This window comes from Prevotella sp. P4-119 (assembly GCF_002251345.1).
GTDB lineage: Bacteria > Bacteroidota > Bacteroidia > Bacteroidales > Bacteroidaceae > Prevotella.
In genome coordinates, this window is the sequence record NZ_NPJB01000088.1 from 89,564 (window position 1) to 107,573 (window position 18,010).

12 protein-coding genes and 1 tRNA gene are annotated in these 18,010 nt (G+C 47.4%); 9 read left to right on the plus strand and 4 right to left on the minus strand.

Going from position 1 to position 18,010, the window contains the following annotated elements:
• Positions 1-32 precede the first annotated feature (32 nt).
• On the minus strand, positions 33-998 hold the full coding sequence (locus tag CIK89_RS11550; RefSeq protein WP_158215023.1) for a bifunctional riboflavin kinase/FAD synthetase: 966 nt from the start codon (positions 996-998) through the stop codon (positions 33-35).
• 82 nt (positions 999-1,080) lie between these two features.
• Here CIK89_RS11550 and CIK89_RS11555 point away from each other — a divergent pair.
• Together CIK89_RS11555 and CIK89_RS11560 are read left to right on the plus strand one after the other, a co-directional pair.
• A tRNA-Ile gene (locus CIK89_RS11555) sits at positions 1,081-1,154 on the plus strand.
• Positions 1,155-1,429: 275 nt separating this feature from the next.
• On the plus strand, positions 1,430-1,930 hold the full coding sequence (locus CIK89_RS11560; RefSeq protein WP_094391518.1) for a tetratricopeptide repeat protein: 501 nt from the start codon (positions 1,430-1,432) through the stop codon (positions 1,928-1,930).
• A 766-nt stretch (positions 1,931-2,696) separates the two neighbouring features.
• Here CIK89_RS11560 and CIK89_RS11565 read toward each other — a convergent pair.
• Positions 2,697-3,791, minus strand: a complete 1,095-nt coding sequence (locus CIK89_RS11565) for an FMN-binding protein (RefSeq protein ID WP_371593481.1) — start codon at positions 3,789-3,791, stop codon at positions 2,697-2,699.
• 298 nt (positions 3,792-4,089) lie between these two features.
• Here CIK89_RS11565 and CIK89_RS11570 point away from each other — a divergent pair, with 298 nt between their 5' ends.
• Complete coding sequence (locus CIK89_RS11570; protein WP_094391519.1) at positions 4,090-6,237, plus strand: DUF4114 domain-containing protein; 2,148 nt, start codon at positions 4,090-4,092, stop codon at positions 6,235-6,237.
• A gap of 270 nt (positions 6,238-6,507) precedes the next feature.
• Here CIK89_RS11570 and CIK89_RS11575 read toward each other — a convergent pair whose 3' ends face one another.
• Entirely contained in the window at positions 6,508-7,854 is a 1,347-nt protein-coding gene (locus CIK89_RS11575) for an LruC domain-containing protein (RefSeq protein ID WP_094391520.1), read from the minus strand.
• Positions 7,855-8,074: 220 nt separating this feature from the next.
• Between CIK89_RS11575 and CIK89_RS11580 the strand changes: the two genes are divergently transcribed.
• The 4 genes from CIK89_RS11580 to CIK89_RS11595 all read left to right on the plus strand — a co-directional run bounded on the left by CIK89_RS11580 (position 8,075) and on the right by CIK89_RS11595 (position 14,353).
• Positions 8,075-9,385, plus strand: a complete 1,311-nt coding sequence (locus CIK89_RS11580) for a DUF4842 domain-containing protein (protein WP_094391521.1) — start codon at positions 8,075-8,077, stop codon at positions 9,383-9,385.
• A 121-nt stretch (positions 9,386-9,506) separates the two neighbouring features.
• Positions 9,507-10,739, plus strand: coding sequence for a nucleoside recognition domain-containing protein (locus CIK89_RS11585; RefSeq protein ID WP_094391522.1), 1,233 nt, complete (start codon positions 9,507-9,509; stop codon positions 10,737-10,739).
• Between the two features lie 19 nt (positions 10,740-10,758).
• The gene (locus CIK89_RS11590) at positions 10,759-12,213 is read left to right on the plus strand and encodes a lipopolysaccharide biosynthesis protein (protein WP_094391523.1); all 1,455 of its coding nucleotides are present in this window, start codon (positions 10,759-10,761) and stop codon (positions 12,211-12,213) included.
• Positions 12,214-12,223: 10 nt separating this feature from the next.
• Positions 12,224-14,353, plus strand: a complete 2,130-nt coding sequence (locus CIK89_RS11595; protein ID WP_094391524.1) for a S46 family peptidase — start codon at positions 12,224-12,226, stop codon at positions 14,351-14,353.
• Between the two features lie 171 nt (positions 14,354-14,524).
• Here the strand turns inward: CIK89_RS11595 and CIK89_RS11600 are convergent, their stop codons facing one another.
• Complete coding sequence (locus tag CIK89_RS11600; protein ID WP_094391525.1) at positions 14,525-16,456, minus strand: DEAD/DEAH box helicase; 1,932 nt, start codon at positions 16,454-16,456, stop codon at positions 14,525-14,527.
• A 617-nt stretch (positions 16,457-17,073) separates the two neighbouring features.
• On the opposite strand from CIK89_RS11600, the gene CIK89_RS11610 reads away from it, so the two are divergent.
• Positions 17,074-17,502 (plus strand): hypothetical protein, encoded by a 429-nt coding sequence (locus CIK89_RS11610; RefSeq protein ID WP_094391527.1) that lies wholly within the window; start codon positions 17,074-17,076, stop codon positions 17,500-17,502.
• Positions 17,503-17,519: 17 nt separating this feature from the next.
• Entirely contained in the window at positions 17,520-18,008 is a 489-nt protein-coding gene (locus CIK89_RS11615) for a hypothetical protein (RefSeq protein ID WP_094391528.1), read from the plus strand.
• The last annotated feature ends 2 nt before the right edge of the window (positions 18,009-18,010 follow it).

An 18,010-nucleotide genomic window follows, 5' to 3' on the forward strand; every position in this document is an offset into this window, starting at 1 on the left:
TAATTGATTTATCTTATTTCTACAGCTGTCAACTACTTGCCGCATACTGTTTCCTGCGCCTCTGCATCGGCACGAAGCAGCTGCAAGGCGTCGCTCTGATCCTTTGCCAACTGCGCTTTCAGGGCTGAGGCATCGGCAAAACGCTGTTCGTCGCGCAACCTACCGACAAAGCGCACACGCACAGTCTGTCCATAGAGATTGCCGTTATAGTCGAAAAGATGCACTTCGAGCGTTGTAGGCCGACCGCCAAACGTTGGGCAATGGCCGATGTTCATCATGGCAGGCAGCGTAGGTCCATCCACACCGATTGTTGCCCATACGGCATAAACCCCAGCCTTAGGCAGCAGTTTATGGGTATCGGGCGAGAGATTGGCAGTGGGATAGCCAATCTTCATACCGATCTGTTCGCCGCTGACCACTTGACCTTCGAGACTATAGTCGCGTCCAAGACAGTGGTGCACCTTGTCGAGCGCACCGTCAGCCAACAGTCGTCTGACCATCGACGAACTCACAGGGCAGTCTTCTTCTGTGATGTTGCACGGCTCAAGCGTCTCAACATCCATATCCATCTCCTGCCCATAGCGCACATAGTCGCTAAAGCCAGCAGATCGATCGTGGCCGAAACGGTTGTCGTAACCCGTCAGCAGAAGCTTCACGCCAAGTTGTTGGCGCATCAGCAACATAAAGTCGCAGGCAGCCAAGCCAGCCATCTCTTCAGTAAACGGCAGTACCACGCAACGCTGCACACCGGTGGCGCACAGCAATTGCAACCGCTCATCGAGTGTTGTCAGCAGCGGAGGACACTTGTCAGGACATACCACACTGAGTGGATGGCGGTCGAACGTGATGACCGTAGATATCAGTTTTCGCTCGCGTGCCTTATCTGCCAGTTGTTCGAAAACAAAGCGATGTCCACGATGCACACCGTCAAAAACTCCGATGGTTGCCACCGACAATCCTTCGAGTTGCATCGCCTTATCGTATATTAATATTTCCATTTCGGGTACAAAATTACAAAATTTCATGCAATTAGTTGCGTATTTGCAAAAAAAGTAGTACCTTTGCACCGCAAAAATTTGCGGACTTGTAGCTCAGTTGGTTAGAGCAACAGACTCATAATCTGGAGGTCCCAGGTTCAAGCCCTGGCTGGTCCACACTTCTATTACAGCGACTTACGAGTATTCGTAGGTCGCTGTTTTTCGTTTCTGCGTAAACCATGTAGAAACAAACGATTTGAATCGGAAGCGCTGTTTCGTTTCTGCAGCGATGAATTGGCGAGTAAGGTGTAAGGATTCAGAGGGGAACGGTAGAAAAAACGAGGAGACATCAAGGCTTTTTTAATTTTTTTCTTTACCTTTGCAATCAGAAATAATAAGGTAAAGAGAAAAGCAATACCGAAGGATTGAAAACTAAAGACAAAACACAAAGCATGAAAAAAAATATCTTGATTACCCTCTGCCTGCTCATACTGTCAGCCACCATAACGTGGGCACAGGATGCCAACTTTTCTGAGATTCATTCAAACACCAGCCAACAGTCGCGCACACCTGAGGGTGACCGCCATCACTATGGACTATGGGCAAAAGACAAACTGATGTCGCCACCTCAGTTTAAGTCGCACTGGAAGTCGGCAGCAGACTCTATCCAGAAGCGTCGCGAGTTTGTCAATCTCTGTGGCAAGGCGTTTGGCTATTACGACGAGAAAGATGCGCTAAACACGGTTATCTATGGCGACAGCGCCCTGCGCACAGGTTTTGATAATGACCAGATATACTTCTATGTGGCACTCTCCTACGAGCAATTGGGCGACTACAAACAGGCTGAGCGCACCTTTAAGCAGGCTCGCTCGCGTGGCATTCCCAATGCCGGCAGAGCGCTGAAGGCTTTCCGCAAGCGCATGAAGGAAATGAAGGAAGCCTCCAAGAAGTAACCTACCCTTGCAGGCAGGAAGATTGAGGCAACCTACTTGTATTATATAGTAGGTACGCAGGCGCACGCGCGATGTTGCAAAATTTCGACCACTCGACCACCAAAACCGCATAACGCGCTATGCGTGTGCAGTTTACGTGTGTGGTCGATTACGCTGACTCGCGGTGTTCGACCACCATTCGACCACCCTTCGACCACCAGCCATCTGCCGTTACCATCACAGAAACAGCTTGACCAAAATAGCCACCAATACACAATTTTGCATGTTCTGACGACCGGCAACACCATTGTCAAACGTTGGACAAGACTATTGCATAATATTTGACACCACTATTTTCCGATATTTGAAACGATTTGTTTCCAACGTTGAAAAGGCCCTTGTCTAACGTTGGACAACACTCTTATCTAACGTTGGACAACACTCTTATCTAACGTTGGATAACACCTTTATCAAACGTAGGATAACACTCTTATCTAACGTTTGACAATAACTTTGTCAGCCGTTTGAAAATGCCTGAAAATAATTTTTATTTACTTTGTGTGAATATCCGCCATGTTAATCGGGAAAAGCATGTGTGGTCGAAGCGTGGTCGAAAGCACGGGTTTGGAACAATCGACCACAGCCTGAAGATGCTGTCTCATAGCCGATTACACCACATCTGTGGTCGTGTGGTCGAAATTTTTAGAAAAATTAAATTTTAAGGATTCCAAGTGGCAGCACCCTGCCGCCCATCCGAGATGATTGCTGTCTCAATACCACCCTCCCGTCAGAAGGGTCGCCACTTGGAGGACTGGCAGATTCTGAGCCATGTGCCCATAGGGCAGACGAAGCGACAATACGGACGAACAACCACGAAAGACAATAGCACAAAGGCGATGGCGATGGCGATGACCACCCACGATGCCGACTGGAAGATGAATGCGGCAAACGGTTCATAGTCGGTCCAATCTGCCCACACCCCTGTCCAGATGAGGATCATCAGCACGCACCATAGCAGTTTTCGGAAAATGTCCAATCCCCGCACGAGGCGGGCACCCATCTTCACCTTATAGCTGACACACCGACTTGCCATATACTGCAGCGATCCGAATGGGCACAGGTGGGTGCAATAGTATGACTTATGGCCTATCAACGGATAGACCAAAGCGACCAAAAGCATGAGACAAGGCACCGCTACCGCCAGCGGATTCATGCCGTGTGCCATATATCCCATGAGCGAGGTATAGGACAGGAAGGATCCACACCATAAGCCGAGCACCACCACATTGAGCGTGGATTGGCAGAAGCGGTAGGTTTTGTTTTTCACAAACAACGGCAGGATGGCAGCCATCAGCACCACCAGGATGCCGGCTATGTTTTTTACCGACCAGTCGAAAGACGGTTGCGCAATGGTAGCCTGTGCGCGACGGGCATACGCCAATCCGCGTTGCACGTTGCCGATAATGGCTTTCGAAGAAAAGGTAGCGCCCGACACCGCATCCACCTGCAGAGCCTCAGCCTCTTCCGTGGTTTTGCCGTTCCACCGGGAAAGCAGCACCGCTGCCGTTTCAAAGAAATCTTCCGTCTCCTGATTGGGCAACGCCTTGATATGCTCCACCCTGTTGTCTTTGATGGTAATCAGGAGTGGAACCGTTCCGGCATAGCCGATAATATCTGATGCGATCGACGTGGTATTCACCACCATAGATCCATCGTCGAGCACCTGCAAGGTGTCGTTGTCGGCTTGGTGGGCTGTGGCTGTTGTCGCCTGGAAGTCGTGGCCGGGCAACGAACCATGTTTCGCCAGGGCAATCGAAGCGAGAATCAGCAATCCCGCCAACAGGCTGCCCATTTGTCGCATAGCATCTTTCTTCTTCATCATCAATACTTGTCGTTGTGATAGATCATCGTGTTTTCGTGCACAAAGATACGGCGATTATTTCTAATCTCCAATTTTTCCAACACAAAATAAAGGATTCCTCCACCCCACTTGTCCGTTTGTCTGTTGCCCCACACAGCAATTCCACAAGGTGAAAAACGCATATAAATAGGTGGAAATCATAAAATTATTGGGATTTACGCTTGTCATTTTCACAAATATTCGTATCTTTGCACCCAGAGAATCACTATACTTATCGTTTCCGAAATAACGAACAAACAAAAAATATAATTATAGATCTATGAGAAAACTATTATTGTTATGTGCCTTGATTACAGCATCGGGTACATTCTTTTTGAGCTCCTGCTCTAAAGACTCAAACCTCTACGATCCCAATCAGAAGGTCAATGAGTACAACAACAGTTGGAACCAGCAGTTTGGAGCTATCGACCCTACACAAGACTGGAATGTAGCAACCACCGTTAGCGCAACAGCCGCTTGCCCCACCATTGCCGGTGAGAGCGAGATGCGCATCTATTCTGATGCTCCGCTGGAAGACGAAAGCAACCTGATGGCAGTTACCAAACTGACCAATGGCGCAGGCAGCATCTCGTTTGATGCCAAGAAGGCTGCCAACCACGTATTCGTTTCTATCAAAAACAGCGAAGGTCTCTTCAAAATCTACAATTACTATGCTATCGTAAACGGCACAGTAAACATCACCCCATCAGACTATATCACACCAACTCGCAGCGGATTTACACGTGCTGCCAATTGCCCGGTGGAAAAAGGTGAGAAGAAAGTGCTGAACAACCAATACGAATCATTAGTCAAAGATATGATTTGGTGGAACTGGACTACAAAAACCGTTGAAGAATGGAAAAAAGTTTACCAAGGTCAAAGTGTTCAGTATAACAACCCTGGTCCTTTCACCACAGAATCTATCGTAACCAAAAACGCAGACGGTTCTATCAACTATACAGTATTTGACTTCTCAAATGCCGAGCTTAAGCCTGAGGCAAAATGGGTTGGATCTACCAAGAATATTGAAATCACCCTGCTCAAAGGTGTTGCTCAAGAAGAAGCAGTTCCCTGCTGGACATTGGGTCAAGGCTACAAGCTCTTCGGTCCTGGCTCATTCTTCATGGAGAGCCAGAAGTACTACAGCAGCAAAAAACTTAACATCTACACCAATGGTCTTGAAGACTTGAAGCAGGTGGAGAAGGGATTCTCTATCGTTACCGAAGGTGGAGAAATCAAAATGCCAGTAGTATATGGTGCGACACAAATTTCAGACCGCCTCGGCTACATTTACTACAAAGACGGTCAAGACCCATTGACCCAGCCCCACTACATTTTGATTAACGATGCACGTCCTCAGAGCAACATCTATTTCAACAGATGGAAAGGACAAACCCTTAATGATAACATGGCATTGTCAAACTGGAGCGAACCACAGAAGTCGCTTTGGGGCATACCCAAAGACACCAAGATGTATGGCACTTCATACAAATTGGCTTTCTTCGGCGAGAACCACGACCAAGAAGCTACCTACGATTTCCCTGCTGGCTACCACATCGTGTTCTTCATCGCACCATATCAGCCAAACAACAACGATTACAGCAACCACAATGGTAGCTACAATGATGGCACCTACAACTACTCGTTGCCCGAACTGAACAAGCGCATCAACCACTTAGACCAAAAGGACTGGGAGATTTCTAAGCCTACCTACGATCCCACTCGTGGCGCTATCAAAGCTGCCTCTTGGACATTCAACGGACAGACATTCCTTGGATTTGAAGATGGTGGTGGCGATGAAGACCTCAACGACATCGTATTCTGGGTAGAAGGACAATACAAGACTCCAGAACCTCCAATCACCGTGCCCGACCCAGATCCACTGCCCGAACCACAGTCTGAATCATGGATTATCGCATGCGAAGACTTGGGTAATACCGACGATATCGACTTCAACGACGTAGTGTTCAGCGTTAGCCATACCGCTGGCGAAACCACAGCGAAAGTCACTCCGCTGGCTGCAGGTGGTGTGCTGCCTTCAAACATCTACCACGGTGGCAACAACCTCGGCGAAATCCACAACCTCATCAATGGTGCACAGCCCAATGCCAACGGACAGTATTCTATGCTCAACACCGGCAGCAAGGGCACTCCCGGTAGCGCAATCACCATCAACGTGCCTGCCAACTACTCTGTAACCAACCATGGTTTCACAGTAAAGGTGAAAGACCAGAACGAGTCTATCGTGCTTGAGTCAGCAGAGATTGGCACAGCTCCCCAGATGCTTGTATTGCCAGGCGAATGGGCATGGCCTACCGAGCGTACTCCTATTGGTACCGCCTTCCCCATGTTTGTAAATTGGAGCAAGGCTGCCAATACCGCAATCGACTGGTATAAGAGTCCCGTAGAAGGTAAGGTGGTGAAGTAATTCACTACTCCCTATACAATCCCCCAATCACCCTAAGCAACTCCCACCCTACCTGGGTAGAGTTTCTTAGGGTGATTTGTTTGTTTCATCCCCTTGCAGGAAGACCATACCCTGCATCGCATTCCCCATTCCCTTCGGGATGCGTTCGGGATGTGTTCGGGATGAATATGATATGGATATAGTATGGGTTTAGTATGGATTCGGGAAAATAAAACTGAGCCAACCTGATAAGGAAGGCTCAGTTGGTCATATAGCAGATGGTCGTTGCTATTATCTATAGGTATTGGTATTATCGGGATAGAGATACCAGTCGCGTGCATTATAGCGGTCGCGTCCCCAGTCGAAGAAAGAATGGCTGGGCGTGCAGTAAGCACCATCATAACCGTTAGCTCCGAGCGTTCCTATCACTTTTCCTTCGCGGGCATAACGGAAATCCGTAGCCACGAGCAAAGCCCAAATATAGTTTTTAGAATAAACCTCCTGGTTGGCACCGTTTATATATTGGTGGATCACTTCGTCAGCTTTATACGTCATGGTGTGGGTTTCAAAATATCCGCCATTATAGGAAGTGACTGCAAAGAGGTCAAGATCCATCATGTTGAAATCGTTGAAGGAGGCACGGCTCGACTGATGAAACAACACACGAAACTCACGCTTCACCGTTCCCACCTTCATTCCCAACTTGCCGGTAGTAGCTACCTCAGCCATATCTTCGTCGGTCATGGTGTTGTAATAACAGCGCACCACCTGCTGCGCATTGTCCATAGACCCTTTGCTGATGGCATAGTGGGCATCGCAGAATAGCGGAATACACACGTCGCGGTTGGCAGGATTCACCTCGCTCGTCTTCTCTATAAACTTGCGGCCCTCGGTTGTCGGCACAAAACTGCTGCCGTATTTATAATAAGGATAGGTGTCTTCTGCCTCGTAAGTAGTACCCACCACGGCGGTATTCACCCCTTTCAGGCGCATGGCAGCACCTATGGGGTTGACCGTTCCCACCGCTTTGAGATTGGTGGAAATAATCAGCGTATCGGGATCGGTGGTGTTGACAGCATAGCGCTTGTTGAGCTGAACGCCCATCACCAAGTCGTTGAAATCGTAGTCGCCAGGCTGTGGAAACGCATCTTCAAAACAGAATGTATAGGGTTGCGGACTTACTCCAGCCAACATGGCAGGCGTAGAACCACGCAAATAGGCACTGCTGAGGTCGGCTGTGATGTTGACCTCATTGGTTCCAACGGCAATACGAGCCTCTTTCACTTCGCCCGCCGCATCGACAATAGCTATCCATAGCTCCGAAAGAACCGTCGGACACGACACGTTGACCGACTGCCTGTTGGCTCCATTGAGTTTCACATGTTGCAACAGTCGGGTTGTTGAAACGGCAGGAATGCCCGTGAACATATAAACCTCATAGCTGTCGGCAGAAGGCAGTATGACCGACATGGTGAGTTCTCGTGCCGTAGCCCAAGTATGTCCTGCATCAAAGTCCTTAACAGGAAATTCCTCTGCCACCAGATCAACATATCTTTGTTTTTGGAAAAACTCATGTTGACAAGCAGTCAGCACAAGCGTTGCCATTGTTGCGGCAATCAATAGTTTCGGTTTATTCATATTTGTTCGTAATAAAAACAGGATACAAAGTTAAGTAAAATAATGTATATCAGCACTATTCTTGTTGAAATTATGATTTTTTAACATACTGTTAACTATACAAAAACGAAAAAGTTTTTATCTTTGCACCCACAATGGAAAGACTCTATATATAACGAAAACGAGCCAACCGTTTAATCTCATAGAATTATCAACAACAGTAAAATTAAAAATCGAGAAAATGAAAAAGATTCTTTTTGTAGGAATTACAGCCTTAGCCATGGCAAGTTGTACGCACGATGACTATGCCCCTGTTAGTAAGCAAGAGCAATATCAAGCTGTCTTCGAAAAGGAGTTTGGTGCAGTCAATCCTAATGTTAACTGGGGATTCACTCCTCAGCAAGTATTCACATTCGACAAGGATGGCAAGCTCATTGGTACTCGTGCTGCCAACCCCAATTCCAACCAATGGGCAGACTATGTGACCGTGCCCACCAAACTGACCGACGCTCAGAAAGAGGTAGTACGCAAATGGTTCCAGAACAACCCAAACCCTCAAGGTCAAAAAGTCAACTGGAGCGACTTCTTTGTAGAGCAAGTGTATAAAGGTGGTAAAAAAACCGAAGGTTCAAAGACACCCGAAACTTACTACACCTTTAACGATGGTGTCCAAACCCAAACTACGATTACTGGTTCCAATCAGATGGACTGGCTGGCTTGTGGTAGCAAAAAAGATCACGTCAACAACTTCAACGGTGCTGATGGAAACATCATGTATATGTATGACTCCAGTACCGATTGTTTTGGTTTCCACGAATCTCATGGAGATAAATACTACGACGACTCATACGTGCTGATCTCTGGTGACCAAATCGACAAAAGCGTGGCAGGCATGTATTTTGTAGGTTTCGACTATAAGATGCAAAAATACGACAACGGAGATACAAGAGTCAACCCCGACGGATACTATAGCGACTGGATTGTCAGAATAGCTCCAGGCCTCAACGCTCCAGGTACAGCTGCTATGCGCGTCATGGTAGAGGATATCATCGATAGCAATCTGGCTTCTGTACAGACCAGCGACTGGGACTTCAACGATGCTGTATTCGATGTAAAATTCGAGTACAATTGGAAAGATGGTCACAATCAAAAATTTGCTGTCATCACTTTGCACGCAGCTGGTGGTACGAAGTATCTCACCATCGGTGGACAGGGTGACAAAGGTGTAGAGGTGCACAAAGCTCTCTGTGTAGAAGAACAAGGCACTATGATCAATACCGGCAACGGAGCCACACGTCCTGTAGCCATCTTCCGCATCCCTGTGGCAGACAATGTGAACAATGCCAACGATATTCCCGTTTATGTAGGCGCACAAGAACTGACAGCTCAGAAGGGCGAAGCTACCCAAAAGCTTTGCGTACCTACAGACGTAAAATGGATGAAGGAGCGCGTACAGTTCATAAATACCTATGAGAAGTTCAAGGACTATGTCAACAGTAACACTCCTGACAACTGGTACAAGAGTGTCAAAAACCAAGAAAATTTATACTAATTCTTTATAATCATATAGACACAGGAGGAAGCGTGTCGGCGTATTGCCGACACGCTTTTTCTATGAAAAGACCAGCATATATTTGGCGTTGTGACAGAAAAAGTGTAATTTTGTTGGCTGTATGGTTTTAAATTATATTTGGGTAGCATTCTTCATCATCGCCTTTGTGATAGCGATGGTGAAATTGGTATTCTTTGGCGACTATAGTGTGTTTCCTGCCATGATGGATTCCACATTCAGTTCGTCGAAGACAGCCTTTGAGATTTCATTGGGATTGACGGGTGTATTATCGCTATGGCTCGGTGTGATGAAGGTTGGCGAACGCGGTGGCGTGGTCGATGTATTGGCACGAATCCTATCGCCGGTGTTCAGCAAACTCTTTCCCGATATTCCCAAAGGGCATCCCGTCACAGGCAGCATCTTCATGAATATTGCAGCCAATATGTTAGGACTCGACAATGCCGCCACACCATTGGGATTGAAAGCCATGGAACAGATGCAAGCCTTGAATCCAAAGAAAGACACAGCATCCAATCCGATGATCATGTTTCTCGTGCTCAACACCAGCGGATTGACCCTGATACCAGTCAGCATCATGGTTTATCGTGCTCAGTTGGGTGCTGCCCAACCCACCGATATCTTCATCCCCATCCTTTTGGCCACATTCTTCTCGACGTTGGCAGGAGTGGTAGTCACCTCACTATTCCAGCGCATCAATCTACTGAACCGCATCATGCTGCTCACACTTGGTGGTGCCTGTCTGGTGGTGTCAGCCATTATTTGGGCATTCAGCCAGATGGATGGTGAGACGATGAACCGCGTCAGCACGACAGTAGCCAACATCCTGCTGATGTCTATCATCATAGGATTCATCCTTGCCGGAGTGCGCAAGAAGGTAAACGTCTATGATGCTTTTGTAGAAGGAGCCAAAGACGGATTCCAAACTGCCGTGCGCATCATCCCCTATCTGGTGGCTATTCTGGTGGGCATCGGTGTGTTTCGCGCATCGGGAGCCATGGACATGCTGATAGACGGTATGCGCTGGACGGTAGAACAAACTGGCGTTAATGCACAATGGGTGGATGCGCTACCCACAGCACTCATGAAACCGCTATCGGGAAGTGGGGCACGCGGCATGATGGTCGATGCAATGACCACCTATGGCGCCGACTCCTTTGTAGGACGCCTGTCGTGCATCTTCCAAGGATCTACCGATACTACATTCTATATCCTTGCCGTATATTTCGGTAGTGTGGGTATTGCCAAAACCCGACATGCCGTAGCCTGCGGCTTGCTGGCAGACTTTGCAGGCATCGTTGCCGCCATCTGCATCAGCTATCTCTTCTTCTATTAAGAAATAAAGAAATAGAAATATGCCAAATCTGAAATCATTAGCAAAAGACACAGCTATCTATGGATTGAGCAGCATCGTAGGACGCTTCCTCAACTATCTGCTTGTGCCGATCTACACCGCATCCATGCCGGCATCAGGCGGTGGTTATGGTGTCATCACCAACATGTATGCCCTGACAGCATTAATCCTCGTATTGCTGACCTTCGGCATGGAAACCACTTTCTTCCGTTTTGCCAATAAGGAAGGGGAGCATGCAGAACGGGTATTCTCTACTGCTCTGATAGGAGTGGCATCAGCATCAACATTGTTTTTCATAGCCATTCTACTACTCATCACTCCCGTCAGCACCTTCCTTGGCTATGCCGACCATCCGCAATATGTGTGGGTCATGGCGCTTACCGTTGCTATCGATGCCGTGCGTGCCATCCCCTTTGCCTATCTCCGACTACAGAAGAAAGCGTTGAAATTTGCAGCCCTGCAGATGCTGAACATCGCCATCAATATTGCACTCAACATCATCTATTATATCGGTATGGACGGTCATGATCCCGGTTATGCCTTCTATATCAACCTCGCCACATCAGCAATCGTCACACTCTGTCTCTTCAAAGAACTGTGGGGCATACGTTACGGCTTCGATTCACAACTGATGAAGCGCATGCTGAACTACAGCTGGCCTATCGTCATCCTGGGTGTGGCAGGCATCCTCAACCAAGTGGCAGACAAGATTCTCTTTCCTTTTATCTATCCCGGAAAAGATATGCACACCCAACTTGCCATCTATGGCGCTACGGTGAAGATTGCCATGATTATGGCTATGATCACACAGGCCTTCCGCTATGCTTATGAACCATTCGTGTTCGGCAAGTCGAAAGATAAAGACAACGATCAGATGCAGGCTTCTGCCATGAAATACTTCATCATCTTCACCCTACTGGCGTTCCTTTGCGTGATAGGTTGGATGGATGTGCTCAAGCGCATCATCGCACCCGACTACTGGGAAGGACTGCGCGTAGTGCCTATCGTAATGGCTGCCGAAATCATGATGGGCATCTATTTCAACCTGTCGTTCTGGTACAAACTGGAAGATAAAACCTATTGGGGAGCAATCTTCTCCGGTGTGGGCTGTGCCGTTCTCATCAGTATCAACGTCATCTTCGTACCACGCTATGGGTATATAGCCTGTGCATGGGCAGGGTTTGCCGGCTATCTGACAGCGATGACCCTCTCCTACCTTGTAGGACGAAAATACCACCCGATAGCCTATCCGATGCGCGATATTGCCCTCTATGTGGTATTGGCAGCGGCAGTTTTCTTCGTGATGCAAGCCACCAACCACCTCTCTACCGCTATTGCCATGGGAGTCAACACCATCTTCATCCTACTCTATACCGCCCTTGTGGTGAAGAAAGACTTCCCATTGGGCAGTCTGCCCGTTATCGGCAAATACTTCCGGAAACATCAAAACAAATAATTATAACACTATGAAAAGAAAAGCAATGTTACTCTTCGGCGCTTTGATGGCTCTGTCTGTCAACAACGCCAAGGCCGACGAAGGCATGTGGACACTCTACAACCTGCCGCCAGCCATCTATGAACAGATGAAACAGGAGGGATTCCAACTCCCTATGGAACAACTCTATCAGAGCAGTAATGCCGTGAAAAATGCCGTTATCAACTTTGGAGGCTATTGCTCAGGCGTTGTGGTATCTCCCGATGGACTCGTATTCACCAACCACCATTGCGGTTTTGAATCTATCCGTAGCCACTCTACCGTAGAGCACGACTATATGCTCAACGGATTTGTTGCCAACTCGTATGAAGAGGAATTGCCCAACAAAGATCTCTTCGTAAGCTTCATGGTGGAACAAAAAGACGTGACCGACGAATTGCGCAAACTGGGCATGAGCAGCCTCGCTATCGGCAAAGTGGGCGAATGGGTGGATTCTGTAGAGAATGCCTGGCAGAAAGACATTCGCCAGAAAGACTCTACGTTGCGTGTAGAAATCAAGCCTTTCTACGAGGGCAACAAATACTACATGACAACCTATCGCGACTTTACCGACGTGCGTCTGGTATTCTCTGTGCCCAAATCGATGGGTAAGTTTGGTGGAGAAACCGACAACTGGATGTGGCCCCGTCAGACTTGCGACTACTCTGTATTCCGCATCTATGCCGACCCAAAGACCAATGGTCCTGCCGCTTACTCCAAAGACAACGTGCCCTATCATCCTGCATCATGGGCACCAGTATCAATGGATGGCTATAAACCCGGCGATTTTGCCATGATTATGGGATATCCCGGCAGCACCAGCCGCTACCTGAGTAGCTATGGTATCAAGGAACGCCGCGATGCTATGAATGCTGTTATGGCTCAGGCTCGTGCCGTAAAACAGGAAATCATGCTCCGCCACATGCGTGCCGACGAAGCTGTGCGCATCAAGTACGACTCGAAATATGCCCACAGCTCCAACTACTGGAAGAACTCCATCGGTATGAACAAATGTATCGATTCCATCGGACTCATCAGACAGAAACAGGAGTTTGAAGCCAAATTGCAGCAATGGCAACAGGAGTCTGGCTATCTGAAAGGATTGCTCGACTTTGGAAAACTGGAAAAACTCTACGCTAATCGATTCTCTGCCCTGCGTGCCCTCTACTATTGGAACGAGACTTGGGGTCGCGAACCAGACCAAATGAGTCTTCGTGCTAAGCGCATCCACAACGGCATGGAGGTGAAAGGTCCGGACAACAAGAAGCAGAAACAATATGTGGAGTTTAAAGACAATCGCAACGAGTGGGATGAAGCTACAGACCGCGAACTGCTTGCCGCTATGATGAAAAACTATAGCGAGCATGTGGAAAAGCAGTATCATCCTGCATTCTTCACCACCATCGAAGAGAAATACAAGGGCGATTTCACCGCCTATGTCAACGATCTCTACGACAAATCGCTGCTGATGAAGGACAATACTCCTATTTATATTAATAAGAAGAGCTATGCCAAAGACCTCGGTGTGCTGTTCGGTCAGGACCTTATCGAGACCATGGGTGCCATCCGTGCCGACCTTTCTGGTAGTGCCGACCAGATTGAGGAACAGGAGAAATGGCTCTGTGCTGCCAAACTGCGCATGGAACAGGATCTTCCTAACTATTCGGATGCCAACTTCACACTCCGCATGACCTATGGTCAAGTGGGCGAATACACCCTTGGCGGCAAACCTTCTGGCTACTATACCGATGCTCGCAGCCTCTGGGAGAAGATGCAACGCGCCAACGACAACTTCGAATACTTTGCCGAACCCGTCATGCACGAACTGCTCTCGGCAAAAGATTTCGGTGCTTATGCCGACAAAGAGACAGGTACGCTGCAACTCTGTTTCCTCTCTAACAACGACATTACCGGCGGTAACTCTGGTTCTCCTATCTTCAACGGTAAGGGCGAACTGTTGGGCCTTGCCTTTGATGGCAACTGGGACAGCCTGTCGAGCGATATCTTCTTCGACAAGCAGTTGGCACGTACCATCAACGTGGATGTGCGCTATATGCTCTACATGATGGATCGTTGGGGCCATGCCGACCGTCTGTTGAAGGAAATCGGCATCAAGAAATAAGATGAATGATAACCCATAACAAAGGGAGCAGCACCGTAGTGTTGCTCCCTTTCTTTTATTAGAATCGTTGCCCATACCCCGATATGATATGCTCAACGACTATCGTCCCATTTGGTCGTTAGGTTTTATCACAAACCAGATGTTAGGGCTTATCCCCTATCGGTCGTTAGTTTATTTCTTCTTCGGACGACGACGTGCCCAGCCTTCCTCGCTGAAGTCGGGCTCTTCACCACGCAAGCGCATAGAGTCTGGATTCATCAGCGATCGCCAATCGTTCATATCTTCATGATTCTGATGGCGTGCAGCTCCCCTTGAACCACGTTGCTGACGACCGTCATTTCTGTCGGCACGACCATAACCTTTAGCGCCACGGCCTTCGCCACGTCCACTACGACCCTCGCTACGCTGATTGCGTGGAGCAGACTCGGAGGAACGTCTGCCGTTTCCGTGTCCAGCCTCATCAGCATCGTTGCAGCGCACTTCACGGCGCTTATAGTGCTGTCCGTTGAGGTTCTGCATCACGCGGTCAGCATCTTCCTCAGGAACTTCTATATAAGAGAACTTGCCCAAAAGGTCGATATGTCCCACCTGTACACGTCCTGGCACACACTTATTGAGGAACTGCATCACTTCGCCAGGATAGAAACCATCGTCCTTGCCTAAATTGACAAACAAGCGGCGGTATCCGGCTTCAGCCTTACGCGGTCCGTTCTGACGAGTACGACGGTTGCCATCTGCTTTACCTTCGCCCCTTGCAGCCTTGGCACTACGGCTATCGGGCTTGATGATTTCGGGTGCATTCTTATAATAGTCGAGAAATTTACCGAAGGTGATTGTCACCATCTTCTTGATAATATCCTCTTTGTCGATATATTCAAACTGACGGTTGATTTCTTCCATATAGGGAGCAATCTGCTCATCATCAACATCAGTCTTCATAATATCGTCCATGGTCTTGAAAAGCTGTTTCTTGCAAATCTCCTCAGGAGCAGGCAACGTACCATCCACAAAGTCCTTACCAATCTGTTTCTCTATCTGTCTCACCTTGAATTTCTCTTTGGTATGGATGATAGAGATAGACGTTCCCTTCTTGCCTGCACGTCCGGTACGACCGCTACGATGGGTGTAGCTCTCAATATCGTCGGGCAATCCGTAGTTGATAACATGGGTAAGATCATCCACATCAAGGCCTCGTGCTGCAACATCGGTAGCCACAAGGAACTGTACGGTGTGCTGGCGGAACTTCTGCATGGTCAGGTCGCGTTGTTGCTGACTGAGGTCTCCGTGGAGTGCCTCGGCATTATATCCATCCTTGATGAGTTTGTCGGCAATCTCTTGTGTTTCTATCTTAGTGCGACAGAAGATAATGGCAAAGATGCGAGGATAGAAATCTACCACTCGTTTCAATGCAAGATATTTATCACGTGCATTGACCAGATAATAGATGTGGTTCACATGTTCAGCACCTTCGTTTCGTGATCCCACCACAATTTCCTTATGGTCATGCAGATAGTTGAGTGCTATTTTCTCAATATCCTTACTCATAGTAGCCGAGAAGAGCAATGTGTTTCTATCGGCAGGCACACACTCGAAAATAGCATTGATACTGTCAGAGAATCCCATGTTGAGCATCTCGTCTGCCTCGTCGAGCACTACATTATTCACCTGATCGAGTTTAGCAACTCCACGGTTGATGAGGTCGATGAGACGTCCTGGTGTGGCAACGATAATCTGCACACCATGTTTTAGTGTACGTATCTGCGAACCGATATCCGTTCCACCATATACAGCGGCAATATGCATACCATCGATATATTTTCCAAAACTGTTGAGATCGTCAGCAATTTGCAGACAGAGTTCACGTGTAGGACTAAGGATGATGGCTTGTGTTTCTTTTCGCGATGCATCAGTTTTCTGCAACAACGGCAGTCCATAGGCAGCAGTTTTACCTGTTCCTGTCTGTGCCAATGCAATGACATCGTTTTTGTTACCCAACAAATAAGGGATTACTTCTTCCTGTACTGGCATTGGATGTTCGAATCCAAGCTCGTCAATAGCGCGGCGAATCTCTTCGCTGACGCCCAATTCTTCAAATGTTTTCAATGTTTTTTACCTTGATAATATTGCTAATAAAGAAGGCTGAATTCACCCTCCCAGCCATTATCCCACACAAACGATATGGGATCATCAGGGTGCAAAAACCTTCCAAAAATCCTGCAGACCATCATACACATGGTCTAAATTCGTGTGCAAAGGTAGTGCAAACCGAGCGAAATACAAAGAAAATCAGAAATTTTCTTTTATTCCCGAGGTGCAGCCTACCTAAGAGACAAAGTCTCAAAGGTACGAATAAGTGAGTGAAATACAAAAGAAAACTGTTTTTTCTTTTGTATTTTCGAACGTAAGTACCTTCGACGCATCGCGTCAAAGATAATGCAAACCGAGCGAAATACAAAGAAAATCAGAAATTTTCTTTTATTTCCGAACACTTGCAAAGTTGACGCAAAAATATTTTTGTCCTCTTATCAACCAATTTCTTCCTCTTATCTGCACTTATTACCTGTCATCGTATATGGGCATTTTGGCGACTTGTAGAATCTAAAAAAACACAGTAAATTTGCAAGTAGGAAATGATTAAAAAATAACTAAAAACTATACCCATTATGAGAGACTGGACGATACGGTTGCTCCTCCTATTATTGGTTGCTATGCCAATCACAATGGAGGCTAAAGAAAAAGACAAACCACTGATATATGAAGTAAGTTGTGGCGGGTCAGAAAAAAAAGGTTTTTTTTTGGTAAAAGTGAAAGCCGGGGTCGAAAAAAAAAAAATCGGCGACAATATCCTAAAACGTTGCGCTATCCATGGCGTGTTATTCCGAGGCTATTCAGGTGGCGGTGGATGCATTTCGCAACCGCCAATGGCGGGTAGTGCCATGGTTGAACAACAGTATAGCGACTTCTTTATTCCTTTTTTCCGCAAAGGAGGAGGATGCGAGGCTTATGCCACTCTGATAGAAGGATCTATGCAGGTAGTGCGTCAAGGCAAACAGTATATCGTTACCGGCATCATCTCTGTATCCAAAGAACAACTCCGCAAAGATTTAGAAGCAGCAGGAGTGGTGAAACGATTAAACAGTGGATTTTAACCCTAACACGAAAAAATATGAAGAAAACCATTCTCATCAGCATCGCCATATTTATGATGGCAGGTGCAAAGGCACAAGTGGCCATGTCGCCACGAGTAGGATTCGAGACCCAATGTCTCGGTGTGGAGGAAGATGGCACTCAGACACTACGTGTATGGGGATTCGGCAGCAAGAAGAAAGATGCGGTAGAACAAGCTATGAAAACTGCCGTACGTGACATTCTCTTCAAGGGTATTCATGCTGGCATGGAAGGTTGCAACACACGTCCTATGCTGACAGAAGTCAATGCTCGCGAACGTCACGAAGCCTATTTCAACAAGTTCTTTGCCGACGGCAACCGCTTCAAGAAATATGTTTCTTTCAAGGATGAGAAAAAGAAGAAAAAGTCAAGAGAACATACCGAGAGTACGTTGGGAACCCGATGGAGCATTGTGGTAACCGTGAAATGTCCACAGTTGCGCCAACGACTCATCAAAGATAAAATTATTCAGAAAGACTATAAATAGAC